We start from the raw sequence: 12,553 nt of genomic DNA on the forward strand, positions 1-12,553 counted from the left end.
GCGGCGACTGGGTTGCCCAGATACAAGCACGAAACGCTGCTGGGCCAACTGTATCACGAAGACCGAAAGGTGTTCCGATATGCCCGAGGTGTCATCAATCGCAGACGCAGAAAGTGCCTGTTGAAATTAGCCTGAGATTGGTACCCGACGTCTTGTGAGATGACGCTGATTGGGGCATCCGTTGCAGCCAAACGCGCACAAGCTTCGCCAATGCGGAGGTTGATGATGTAGTTGGAAACGGTGACGCCAACATGCTTTTTGAAAAGACGGTGTAGACCCGATTGGCTTAACGCGGCAATCTCCGAAAGGTCGTTCAGGCCAACGGCCTTCTCATAATTCTCATGAAGATGGTTCAGTACACGATTGATGCGATCATAGCTTTGGTTGATGCTTTGCACGACACCATGCGAGGCCAAAGGCACGGCGTGCTGATCCTGTGCCAAAAGCCGCAGCAACTCTAGTAGTGACGTGATCCCATCTCGGTGTGGGATTTCGAAGAGCCTCAGAATGATGGGTCGTGCCTTTTGCTTTGTTGCGTAGGAAAAACTTAACCCGCGCTGCGCCCGTTCACAAAAGCCTTCGAGCGGCAAGAATTCAGGAGTACTTTGCGCGATACTGTCTAGCCATTCTTTGTCAAACCAGATCACTTTTGCTTTGAACGGGTGACCTTTGTTCATGCGTTCGCTCGACACCCAAGTGTGCGGTAGGTTTGACCCAACTATTGCAAGGTCGCCATCACTGAACTCGGCAACATGGTCACCTATGAAGCGCTGCCCCTTGCAGTTCAGCGTCAGCGTTAACTCCATCTCGGGATGATGGTGCCAAATGAACGGTATTTCCTCTTCAAGACGCCGGTCCAATCGTTGCCAGGAAAGATCGTCGCACCGTGCTATAATTTCACGATTTGAAGTTTTTTTAGATTCATCTGCCGTCATGACGCCAAGATAGTACTGGAATTGGATCGATGTCGACCACTTTGGCGCGTAGCATCGTGTAAGATATTTTATAATGTACACTGACCAAGAGGAGCCTGAAATGCCGGAACCTGCAGTACTTGACCACCACCCCACAACATCCAGCACCACGCCACTGCACCTGATCCAAAAGCGGCTTCCACTACGGGTGTTGTCGCAGGCAGACTGGGATCAGTGGACCACAAAGGGCTATGTGATCGTGCGCCAAGCCGTCCTGCAGGAAAACGTTGAACGCTTGACCGAAGTACTTTGGCAGTTCGACGAAAAGGATCCACACGATCAATCCACTTGGTACGCGCCACAGCGCCGCGATCATAAGATGACAGAGCTTAACAACACCGGAATGCTGGAAATCTACAATCATCAGTGCCTTTGGGATAATCGTACGGAACAGCGGGTCTATGATATTTTCGTCGATATCTGGGATCGCGAAGATCTTTGGGTCACGATCGACCGTGCCAATCTCAACCCCCCCAAGAAAGTCAAAGGAAACCTGGATGGGTTCATTCATTGGGATGTGGATACATCGCTTGATCCACTACCAATTGGTGTCCAGGGCGTTCTGAGTCTGATGCCTCAGGATGAGGAAACAGGTGGCTTTCAGTGCGTTCCGTACTTATTTGAGCACTTTGAGGAATGGAAGGCGACGCAACCAGCAGATCGAGATCCCATGCACCCTGATATGGCAGGAATGTTGCGAGAAAACATCGAAATGGATCCAGGGGATTTGCTGGTTTTCAATACACTTTTGGCGCATGGTGTGCGACCCAATCACTCTGGAAATCGGCCGAGAATGGCGCAGTATATTTCGATGCATCCCGCAGAAGCCGATAACGAGGTTGAGCGTGAGGAACGTGTTCGACTTTGGCGAGAGCAAGACCACCCCAAAAGAGACGCCTTCCCGGGCGATCCTCGCGAATGGGAAAAGAACAATGCGGAGGTCGCAAAGCTGACCGATCTGGGACAAAAGCTGCTTGGGCTTGCTCCATGGTAGCTCGAACAAGAGTGCAGTGGTCGGGAACTAATAAAGTGACTAGTTTGCTGACGCTGAAATAAAGCAATGGGAATTTTTCAGCAAAGAACCTTCCAAAGAGGATTTGGAACATTTCCATTGGCCGGAAGCGAAGCGCGGAAAGCGATCGCGACAGCTGTTGAAGTTGGCTATCGCGCATTTGACACAGCGCAATGGTACGGAAACGAAGTTGAAACAGGTTTGGCAATTGCTGAGGCCGGAATTCCGCTTTCGGATTTCCTCATAACCACCAAAGTTCATCCTGAAAGAATGAACGCTAAATCCTTCATTCCATCGGTAAGACAAAGCCTGTCCAACCTTGGCGTTGACTGCGTTGACGTCCTTTTGCTGCACTGGCCGCCGATTGATGGCGATGTTGTTCCTTCTTTGAAGCTGCTACTGGAGGCCAAAGAACTGGGTTTGGCCCGGCACATCGGTGTCTCAAACTATACTGTTGCGATGCTCAAAACCGCAATCGACGTACTTGGTGAACCACCCGTTACAAACCAAGTCGAATTTCACCCGCTTTTAGATCAATCTCGGCTTCTAAATGGTGCAAGCGATCTCGGTGTACCTGTTTCTTCGTATTGCTCGGTCGCCCGTGGCCGCGTCTTCGAATTCCCGGAGATCTCAGAAATTGGTGTCAAGTACGGAAAATTAGCGGCCCAAGTCGTGCTAAAGTGGATTTTGCAGAAAGGTGTGAGCCTAAACACGATGTCGACAAAGTCCAAAAACATCCGTGCAAACTTCGACATCATGAATTTCGAATTATCCAACGTCGATGTCGCGAGGATCGATGCGTTGAACGCAACCAATTATCGGATCGTAGGCAAAACCGATAACGCTTTCGTGCCTGAGTGGGACTAGCTCGCACGAATCTCTGTCACCAAAACATCAGCCCGACACGCGCGGCTTTGCAACCCATCGCTGCATGACACAGCAGCAACAGACGCCGCACGAATTGCGTATCATCTGACTTTGAGTGTAGCCTAGCCGAGCTTTTGAGACAATTGCGTTGCTACTATAGCTTGTCTCGGAGAACCCCGTAAGGGGTCTGGCCGTTGTGCGCATTTTGCTTAATTGTCACTCCATCAAGCTAGAGACATATTGGTGAAGGTCGACTGTTATCACCGTCGCTATGTCCCGCAAAGCAGACATCGGGGCAGAATGTAGCAAAGGGCTGCTTCCCACCGTTTCCACCTTGGGCGGAGTGGTTAGCAACTATGGTTCGGGGTATGCGCTGGAGGTCATGCAGGAGCACATATTGCAGGTATGGGTGGAGTGATGGCGAAGTGGACAAGTGACAGGTCTGAGCAGACTTTCAACCAAAGCGCAGCGAATGGCAGAAATGAGCCCAGAGCCACCGATGCTGCATGGTGCACGAATAACGGCTTTGATCGAGTAGAACCCATGAGTTTTAAAGCTTAGACCTCGCTGAACAAAAAGAAAAGTTCTCTGTTTGCCAACGCAGATCGGTCAGATCCTTGATTAATCTGACACCAGGATAGCCACTAAATCATCTTGGGGTTGCTGGCGCACGTCCATATCGAGGCCGTTCTGAATGTGGTTCAAGTGAGATATGAGAAGCTGTTCAGCATTTTCTGGGTCCTGTGACTGGATCGCCTTTAGAATGTTGCTGTGTTCGTCATCCGGGCAGCTTGCATTTTGTGATGATCCAAAGAGGCCAACAATCAGCGATGTCCGCGTTACCAGTTCGCGCATCATTCGAAAGATAAATTTATTGCTCGTTGCTTGGGCGAGTTTGGTGTGAAATTCGCCAGATAACCGGATGATTTCTGTGCGCTCGTTTCGCGCGCGGGCGGCCTCTTCTAACGCAATATGATCGACAAGAACGGTCAGATCAAGATCACTTGCGTTCTGCGCCAGCAATCGAACGAGCGGTGGTTCGATCAACAACCTTGCGGCGAAGACGTCGGTCGCTTCGGACTTGTCGGGACAGGCGACATAGGCCCCACGGTTTGACTGCAACTCTACGATGCCTTGACTTGAGAGCAGCAAAAGGGCGCGCCGAATGCGCATCCGACCAACGCCAAACGTCTCGCACAGGCGCGCTTCGCTCAGTTTGGTGTTTGGTGCCAAACGTTGTTCCATCACCGCTTTGTAGATGCGCTCAACAATAAAATTTTCATCTGATCCCGGATTAGTCTCCGTCTTACCGATGCTGTTTTGATGATGAGTAGAGGACACCATGTCACTTTCAAAGTTGAATAATTCTGCGGCCTCGTTGGCTTTACATGCTTAAACTTTAATCTGTCTAAGGCCAAGCGTTAGGCTTTGTCGACGAAAATGCTAACTGTGTTGACAAAAATTGTTAACAATCGTGAACTGATGGCGCGGCAGACATGGGGATTCCATCTAACTGCCGGTCAATAATAGCGCGAAACGCGTCGAAAATGAACTCAACGGGAGTTAAGACATGCAAAGACGATTACTTATGAAGGCGGTTCTTACCGCTGCAACATTGACTGCATTTGGGTCGACTGCTGCCCTCGCAGAAAACCCTGTCCTGAAAATTGGATTTGTTGGCGTGACCAGCGGTCCGGCTGCGGCTTGGGGTATCTCAAACCAGCGCTCCATGGAAGCGCGTGCGGCTTGGATCAATGAGACCGGCGGCTACACCATCGGCAGTACAACCTACAACATTGAAATCGTTTCCTTTGATGACCAGAAAGACCCCAAGCGCGCCATCGCGGGCATGGAGAAAATGGCACAAGAAGGCATCCACTATGTTGTCGGACCAAACGTTGACGACGGGGCAGCAGCTGTGCGTCCGGTCGCCGAAGCCAACGACATCATGTACTTCCCTTATGCGTTCCCGAAAGAGCTTTATTCAGCGCCTGCGTCGAACGCTGTGCTGGGCATGATTGCCAACTACCAGTCAGGCCCCGCGATTTATAAGCACTTGATGGAAAACGAAGGTGTCAAAACGGTTGCCTTCATTGCCGCAAACGAATCCGATCCGCTCAGCCAGCGTGACGGCGGGGTGGCCGCAGCCAAGGAACTGGGTCTGGAAGTTGTGTCCGACAGCGTCACGTATCAAGTCGATACAACGGACTTCACGCCTGTGCTGACACCAATCCTGCGCACGCGCCCTGATCTGCTGGTGCTCTCCGGTGTTTCACCTGCCAACGCTCCACAGCTTATCCGCTCCGCGCGTGAGTTGGGCTTTGAGGGTCTGATCTCCACTGAAACCGCACAGGATGCAGGCGTTCTGGCGGAAGGTGCCGGTGATTTGGCCAATGGCTTTATCTCCGTTGGTGGCGCGTCCACACCGGAACTGGCCTCGCCGATGATGAATGAATTCGTAGAGCGGTACACATCCATGTTTGGGGAGTATAATGACGAATCCAACACCAAGGTCTACGCGCTCGAGTATATCCTTGAGACGATCAAAGCCACGCCCGAAGCCATCGAAAACGTGGCGGCCTTCCAAGCGTCCATGGACAGCTTTGAAGCACCAAACCCCTATATGAACGGTGATGAAAAGCTGCGCTACGTGGGTATGAGCTCTTTTGGTCAAAAGCGTCAGATCGCGGTGCCACTGGTCGTCAACGTCTACCAGGATGGTGCGTTCGAGACGATGTTCATCGCGCGCGTCGACTAAACCACGTTCTATGACACACTGCTTCCGGCTTCGGCCGGGATCAGTCCCTATCTGCCGGCAAGGCCGGTTTTAATCACAGAAAGAAAGTGCTCATGGAACAGGTAATGGCCAATGGAGTCTATCTGGGTTCCCAGTATGCGATGATCGCACTGGGATTGACCCTGATTTTCGCCTTGATGAATGTTCTCAACTTTGCCCATGGGCAGATGTATGTCATTGGCGGATTTGTGACATATACGTTCTACGGACAATGGGGCGTGCCATTTGTATTGGCGCTTTTCATGTCATGCATCACCTTGGCTATTGTCGGCGCGCTGATTGAACGATACCTGTTCGCTCCAGTGATCAAAGGGTCTGCACGCGAAGAGAGCACGATGCTTCTTGCGGCGGGTATCGCCTTTTTGCTGGATGCCCTGATCCTTTTGATCTTCGGCGAAAAGCAGCGTGGCGTTCCCAAGATCGTTGACGGGGTTTTCAACTGGGATTTCCGTCTGATCATGCCTTACGACCGCATATTGATCTGTATTCTGGCCATTCTCTCTATCGTCGCTTTCATCGCCTTGATGCAATATTCTAAGACGGGCCGCGCGCTGCGTGCGTTGGCACAAGACAGGACAGCCGCACAACTTATGGGCGTCAACGTGGACCGCTATTCGATGATCGGCTTCGCGCTTGGCGCCATGCTAGCGGGTCTTGTTGGTGGCTTGCTCGTCACCATTACAGGCATCAACCTTGGCATGGGCGGCCCGACGTCGATCAAGGCCTTTATGATGGTGATGATCGGGGGCGCAGGGGTCATCTCGGGCGCCATCTGGGGCGGCTTCATTCTGGGCTTTATGGAAGCGTTTGGCCTCGCCTATCTGTCGCAATATGGCGATATCACATATCTGCTGATTTTCGTATCACTGATGATTTTCCTCGCTATCCGGCCTCAGGGTCTGATGGGTAAACCTTGGGGTTGATCGCATGCTGAACTTCTCAAAAACTCAAATAATGGGCGTTGTTGCCTTTCTGGCTATCTTCTTCGTAGGCGTCCCTGTCCTGATCGCGGCGACTGGCCGGTGGGACTTTTACTTTACCCTGACTTCCGTGGCGCTTCTGGCGATTGCGAGTGCGGGGGTCTGGCTGACGTTTTATATCGGCCGCATCAACATCGGACAGGGTGCGTTTGCCCTTGTCGGGGCCTATGTCTCGGCCATCCTGGTGGTAAAGACGGGGTGGTCTTTCTGGCTCTCTTTGCCTGCGGCAGGATTGTTCGCGGCTCTTGTTGCCGTTCTCATTGGCTTGCCCATCTTGCGGCTGCGTGGGGTCTATTTTGCGATGATCACACTGGTGCTGACCCAAGTGGCCACATTGACCGCGCTGGCCTTGCCAATCACGAACGGCGCCAAGGGCATTACCAGTATTCCACTGCCCGGTGCGATCTCGATCTTTAGTATGCCGCTAGTTCCTGATTTCTCCACTTTGGAAAACGCGCGGATGGCCTTCTACTTTACGGCCATTATCTTGATGATCATCACCTATGCCGCGCTCTACCGATTGGTGAACTCGCGCCTTGGTCACTTATGCCGCTCCATGCAGCAAAATGAGGAACTCGCCAGCTCGATTGGGGTGAACATCACCTATATCCGGATTTTGATTTTCGCGATCTCCAGCTTTTTCGGTGGCATCGGTGGCGCGATGTTCGGGTCGATCTCACAGTCTGTCTACCCTGCCACCTTCGTGGTGAAAGACAGCGTAGATTTCATGCTGAACTGCTTCCTTGGTGGCCTTGGCTATGTATTTGGCCCGATGCTTGGCACGCTGGCGCTCTACTTTGGCTGGGACCTACTGTTCGAATTCGGCAAATACCAGATGCTGATCTATGCAACACTCCTGATAATTATCATCCGCTTCCTGCCCAACGGCTTGCTGAGTATCCGTCTCGGCAAAGGAGGTGTCAAATGAGTGCGCTTCTTCAGGTCAAGAATGTCACCAAGCGTTACGGTGGTCTGACGGCGAATAATGATATCAGCTTTGATGTGGCAGAGAACGAAATTCTGTCCGTCATCGGACCGAACGGCGCGGGGAAATCCACGCTGTTCAAGATGATCACCTCCTTCACGCCGACATCCAGCGGAGAGGTAATCTATCGCGGTGAGCGTATCTCCAACCTCAAACCACATATCGTGGCGCGCAAGGGGGTCGTTCGCACGTTTCAGGAAACCACCATTTTCAAAAGCATGACCGTGCGCGAAAGCGTAGTGGTGGCTCAGCATCTGCGCGCCAAGGCCTCGCTCGCGGGTTACTTCTGGGGGTCCAAGACGGCCAGAGACGATGTCACCACGTTTGAAAAATATGCGGATGAGTTGCTGGAGTTTCTCGGTATGTCGCCGATCAGTGGTGAACAGGCCAGCAATCTGCCGCAGGGTAGCCTGCGCGCGCTTGGCATTGCGATCGGCCTTGCGACAGACCCAAAGGTGCTGCTGCTGGATGAACCCTTTGCCGGCATGAACCACGACGAGACCATGAATATGGTCAATTTGGTACGTTCGGTGCGCAACGAACGCGGGGTGACGGTCATGCTGGTTGAACACGACATGCCCGCGGTTATGAAAATCTCGGACCGGATTGTTGTGCTGAACTTTGGCGAAAAGATCGCCGAAGGCACGCCTTCGGAAATCCAGAACAATGAAAAAGTCATCGAGGCCTATCTGGGCAGCGTCGACGACGAGATCGGAATGTAGATCATGACAGCCATGTTAGATTTCAAAGACGTCGAACTTTATTACGATCATGTCTATGCACTCAAAGGTGTTTCCCTGAATGTGAACCAAGGTGAGACGGTTGCGTTGATCGGAGCCAATGGGGCGGGCAAATCATCAATCCTGCGCGCCATCACCGGTTTGGCGAAGCCTGCCAAGGGATCCGTGACTTTCGAAGGAGACCGCGTGGACGGCACTGACCCCTCCGACATCGTCAAACGGGGTATCGCAATGGTGCCGGAAGGCCGCCGTGTGTTCCCGTTTATGTCCGTCAAAGACAACCTGATGATGGGGGCCTTCACCCGCGCAGACAAGGCCGACATCCAGAACACATTGGACAGCATTCTGACCCGCTTTCCCCGCCTCAAGGAACGATATTCTCAGGCGGCGGGCACGCTTTCTGGTGGCGAACAACAGATGATGGTGATTGGCCGCGCGTTGATGGCCAAGCCGAAGCTGTTGTTGCTGGACGAACCGAGCCTCGGGATCGCGCCCAAATTGGTTCAGGACATCGCGCGCTCGATCGTTGCCATCAACCGCGATGAGGGTGTGTCCGTACTATTGGTGGAGCAAAATTCACGTATGGCGCTCAGCATTTCGCGCCGCGCCTATGCTATGGCGACCGGAAATGTTGTCATCGAAGGGAACTCCAGGGAATTGCTGCATGATGACCGGATCAAGGCTGCCTACCTTGGCGGAGAGGTTTGATTTGACATGAAAATCCTTGTGATCAACCCCAATACAACCGCATCCATGACAGACAAAATCGCGATTGCAGCCCGCGCCATCGCCCGTCCTGATACACAAATCGTGACCGCGAACTCGCAAGATGGACCGGCCAGTATTCAAGGCTTTCTGGACGTCGCAACCTGCATTCCTGGCTTGCTGGCCGAGGTGGCAAAGCATCCGGACGTAGATGCCATCGTCATTGCCTGCTTTGATGATACCGGTGTGGACGCGGTGCGCACGCTAGTGGATGTGCCTGTCTTGGGCATTGGCGAGGCCGCCTATCACGCGGCCAGTATGATCGCGAACAAGTTTAGCGTGATCACGACCCTCTCACGCTCCGTGCCCGGCCTGGAGAATAACTTGATGCTCTACGGGCTTGCCCAAAAATGCGCCCGCGTTCGGGCCACAGATATTCCGGTGTTGAAACTGGAAGAAGGCGATCCGGCGACACTGTTCAAAATCAAGTCTGAAATCCGCGAATCCATCGCGCAAGACAACACAGAAGCAATCGTTCTGGGATGTGCGGGGATGACCGATCTGATGGCGCAGCTCAGCAAGGAATTCGGGCTTCCTGTTATCGATGGCATTGCGGCAGGCGTAACCTTTGCAGAAGCGCTTGTGAACAATCGGTTGCGGACCTCAAAAATCGGAGCCTATTCGCAGAATTGATGACGCGTTTAGCGGCATTCCACTGCATCTTGACGCACATATACTTGGAACTTGTCTGAGCATGCGTGCTCCGAAGCGGACCTTGGCACAAGCGCAGCGAAATTGCCCGTCGATCCTTCCTCCATAAACCCGAGACCAGTTCGGGGTACTGAACGACAATCGCGCTCGGCTTGCCCACGGACAAGTGATCCAGTTCCTGAAGAAGAACCCCCTATACCCCAAGACGAGTAAAATTGGTGCCTCGACCAGCAAGAATTATATCAACCTCTCAGCTACAAAGGCGACGTCAATCTCGAAGCCAGATTGGGCGAATGGGAAGCCTCCTACAACTTCCACAGACCGAATGGGGCGCACAATGGAAAGGCACCTTACTAAGCGCTTAGAGAAAAGCTGTAGTGGGCCCTGAAGCGCCCAGCCAGTAACCGCACCTGAGACTGAAACCATCGTAAAGATGGACCAAAGGCAAATCATACACTAACTTTAAATACGAACCACTCAAGTGGAGCTGCTCAGAACATTCCTCGGACAGGATAACAAACATGCGGATATTTTTATTTGTCCTTTTGCTCGCTTCACAAGCCGCAGCCGACAGTTGCTGGAACCACAATGGCTCGGTTATGCGGCTTACAGCAAGCGACAATGACCGCTGGTTTTGGTACGAGTCCACTCCACACAGCTGGCAAAGCCCGGCTGGCGTATATCCGGGTACGCTGCTATTCAACGGGCGGAAGTCTGGCGAATGGTATGGCGGTACGGCCCGCGTTTTCTCAAATGCCTGTCCGGCTAGTCCATCGGAATATTATGTTGAAGGCCCCGTGCTGCGGAACCCACTTCGCATTCAGCTATCGGGTCAGAAGCAGGTCTACCAGAACTGTCGGCCGACGGGGCAGTGGAGCACGGACACGCTGGTCTTTACGTACATGTACAATTGCTAAATCCGTGTTGCGTGATACCGGCGCGAGGGTCTCCGAAGTACCGGCCATGAGGGTCAAAGACTGTGACCTAGGGCAACAATGTCTCCACCTGACAGCCACCCTTTGGAGAAGTTCAACCGCCCCTTGTTTGCCGGAGACCCAGAAGTAAGGATACTGGGTTATGGAAAAGAACAAATGTGGAAACAGATGTTCGCCAGAGGTACGCGAACGTGCTGTACGGATGGTGTTTGAGCATCAGGGCGAATTTGACAGTCAGTCTGCAGTGATCAAATCGATCGCGCCTAAGATTGGTTGTGGGCCTGATACGCTTCGGGCGTGGGTTCGACGAGCTGAGGCGGACAGCGGTCGACGTGATGGTGTGACGACGGCTGAACGTGACCGGATCAAAGCCCTGGAGCGCGAGAACCGCCAGCTTCGGCAAGCCAATGAGATACTGAAGAAAGCATCAGCGTATTCCGCTCAGGCGGAGCTCGACCGCCCGTTTCGGAAGTGATCAGCTTTATCAAAGAACATCGTGATGTCTGCGGGGTCGAGCCGATTTGTCGCGTTTTGCAGATTGCCCCTTCGACGTTCTACGCGCATCTGGCCGTCGAGGATGATCCAGACAAAGCGTCGGATCGCGCCAAACGTGATGCTGAATTGCGCGCTGAGATGAAGCGGATTTGGGACGATAACCAGTCTGTCTATGGTGCCCGTAAACTGTGGCATGCCATGCGCCGCGAAGGCTATGATTTGGCGCGCTGTACGGTTGAGCGGCTCATGCGTGACATCGGTATCGAAGGTGTCCGTCGCGGCAAGAAGGTCAAAACGACTTGGGCAGACAAGGCTTTGCCGTGCCCGATGGACCGAGTGAACAGGCAGTTCCGCGCAATAATGCCCAACCAACTCTGGGTGTCAGATTTTACCTACGTCTCGACCTGGCAAGGGTTTGTCTATGTGGCATTCGTCATCGATACCTTCGCCAACAAGATCGTCGGTTGGAAGGCCTCCAGATCGCAGCAGACACAGTTTGTCTTGGACGCGCTTGAACAGGCCCTTTACGAAAGACGGCCTTCAGAGAGCCTGATCCATCACAGCGATCGGGGCAGCCAGTATCTGTCGATCAAATATACCGAACGCCTCGCTGATGCGGGCTTGGAGCCGTCTGTTGGAACAGTCGGTGACAGCTATGATAACGCGCTGGCCGAGACGATGTTTGGCCTGTTCAAAGCCGAAGTCATCCACAGATTGGGGCCATGGAAATCCGCTGACGCGGTCGAGTGGGAAACGCTCAATTGGGTCGACTGGTTCAACAATCGCCGACTGCTCGAACCCATCGGATACATCACACCAACTGAGGCAGAGGAGGCCTTCTATGCAAACATGAACACACTCGATAAAGTCGCTTGAGAAGAACTAAACAGTCTCCGGTAAAACCGGGGCGGTTCAGAATGTATCACTGCCTGAACTTCCTTGGAGACCACCCCCTCAACCTTGTCGGACAAATCCATCAAGGCAAAGTCGAGGTTTTCATCAACATCACCACGAGCCAACTGTAGCATTGCCTCTTCACCGTACTCGGAAGAAACAATCGCAAGGGCGGCGTCACGAACAGGAGCTTCATTCCGATAGGTGGCAACAAAGCGATCAAACTCCAGCAAGGCTGTCGAGTAAGTACGCATCGCATCTTTGAAATCGTTGCCTAGCACCTTTTACCAGAGCTTGCGACCTGACACTTCCACAATGTCTTTCGGGACATTCCTACGCAGACGGTAGACCCCAAAAGGCGTCCGATAAACTTACTGTGGAAGCTTGTCTTGGATTGTCTTGGACATTGATGACCCCATTGGTTGACTTTGATGTAAACCAAAAGAGGTTGTTTTGCG

Annotated in this window: 12 protein-coding genes, 1 pseudogene and 1 other annotated feature; of the genes and pseudogenes, 10 read left to right on the top strand and 3 right to left on the bottom strand. The window is 52.8% G+C overall.

Translation table 11 applies throughout. The annotated features are described in order from the left end of the window. Positions 1-53: 53 nt before the first annotated feature. Complete coding sequence (locus tag TR2A62_RS01860; protein WP_223296058.1) at positions 54-1,085, bottom strand: AraC family transcriptional regulator; 1,032 nt, start codon at positions 1,083-1,085, stop codon at positions 54-56. Here TR2A62_RS01860 and TR2A62_RS01865 point away from each other — a divergent pair. Continuing rightward, on the top strand, positions 1,036-1,968 hold the full coding sequence (locus TR2A62_RS01865) for a phytanoyl-CoA dioxygenase family protein (protein ID WP_009158259.1): 933 nt from the start codon (positions 1,036-1,038) through the stop codon (positions 1,966-1,968). The two genes, TR2A62_RS01860 and TR2A62_RS01865, sit on opposite strands and share 50 nt — an antisense overlap. Before the next feature lie 66 nt (positions 1,969-2,034). Further along, positions 2,035-2,853, top strand: a complete 819-nt coding sequence (locus TR2A62_RS01870) for an aldo/keto reductase (RefSeq protein WP_009159470.1) — start codon at positions 2,035-2,037, stop codon at positions 2,851-2,853. 621 nt (positions 2,854-3,474) lie between these two features. Here TR2A62_RS01870 and TR2A62_RS01875 read toward each other — a convergent pair. Next, positions 3,475-4,197: a GntR family transcriptional regulator gene (locus tag TR2A62_RS01875; RefSeq protein WP_009160883.1), complete on the bottom strand. Its 723-nt coding sequence runs from the start codon at positions 4,195-4,197 to the stop codon at positions 3,475-3,477. A 226-nt stretch (positions 4,198-4,423) separates the two neighbouring features. Between TR2A62_RS01875 and TR2A62_RS01880 the strand changes: the two genes are divergently transcribed. From TR2A62_RS01880 to TR2A62_RS01920, 8 genes and pseudogenes are all read left to right on the top strand, one after another. Further along, the gene (locus TR2A62_RS01880; RefSeq protein WP_040820031.1) at positions 4,424-5,611 is read left to right on the top strand and encodes an ABC transporter substrate-binding protein; all 1,188 of its coding nucleotides are present in this window, start codon (positions 4,424-4,426) and stop codon (positions 5,609-5,611) included. 92 nt (positions 5,612-5,703) lie between these two features. After that, positions 5,704-6,573, top strand: a complete 870-nt coding sequence (locus tag TR2A62_RS01885; protein WP_040820034.1) for a branched-chain amino acid ABC transporter permease — start codon at positions 5,704-5,706, stop codon at positions 6,571-6,573. A 4-nt stretch (positions 6,574-6,577) separates the two neighbouring features. After that, positions 6,578-7,558 carry a branched-chain amino acid ABC transporter permease gene (locus TR2A62_RS01890; protein ID WP_009158402.1) on the top strand — a complete coding sequence of 327 codons (981 nt, stop codon included), beginning with the start codon at positions 6,578-6,580 and terminating at the stop codon, positions 7,556-7,558. After that, positions 7,555-8,337, top strand: a complete 783-nt coding sequence (locus TR2A62_RS01895; RefSeq protein WP_009159405.1) for an ABC transporter ATP-binding protein — start codon at positions 7,555-7,557, stop codon at positions 8,335-8,337. The genes TR2A62_RS01890 and TR2A62_RS01895 overlap by 4 nt, the downstream gene beginning before the upstream one ends. Positions 8,338-8,340: 3 nt before the next feature. Continuing rightward, positions 8,341-9,063, top strand: a complete 723-nt coding sequence (locus TR2A62_RS01900) for an ABC transporter ATP-binding protein (protein ID WP_009160439.1) — start codon at positions 8,341-8,343, stop codon at positions 9,061-9,063. 6 nt (positions 9,064-9,069) lie between these two features. After that, positions 9,070-9,753 (top strand): aspartate/glutamate racemase family protein, encoded by a 684-nt coding sequence (locus TR2A62_RS01905; RefSeq protein WP_009158121.1) that lies wholly within the window; start codon positions 9,070-9,072, stop codon positions 9,751-9,753. Between the two features lie 243 nt (positions 9,754-9,996). Then, a pseudogene (locus tag TR2A62_RS18335) lies at positions 9,997-10,128 on the top strand (IS481 family transposase); the annotation flags it as partial. Between the two features lie 720 nt (positions 10,129-10,848). After that, positions 10,849-12,077 (top strand): IS3 family transposase gene (locus TR2A62_RS01920; protein WP_369699497.1). Its coding sequence is split into 2 segments (ribosomal slippage): positions 10,849-11,146 and positions 11,146-12,077, totalling 1,230 coding nucleotides; the frame shifts between segments, so codons are not numbered across the junction. Beyond that, positions 11,136-11,252: a sequence feature (AL1L pseudoknot), on the top strand. (Overlaps the previous gene by 117 nt.) Here the strand turns inward: TR2A62_RS01920 and TR2A62_RS18345 are convergent. Then, positions 12,041-12,376: a hypothetical protein gene (locus tag TR2A62_RS18345; RefSeq protein ID WP_009158436.1), complete on the bottom strand. Its 336-nt coding sequence runs from the start codon at positions 12,374-12,376 to the stop codon at positions 12,041-12,043. The two genes, TR2A62_RS01920 and TR2A62_RS18345, sit on opposite strands and share 37 nt — an antisense overlap. Positions 12,377-12,553: the final 177 nt, after the last annotated feature.

Origin of the sequence: Thalassobium sp. R2A62 (genome assembly GCF_000161835.1) — a bacterium.
In the GTDB taxonomy this organism is placed as follows: domain Bacteria; phylum Pseudomonadota; class Alphaproteobacteria; order Rhodobacterales; family Rhodobacteraceae; genus Thalassobium.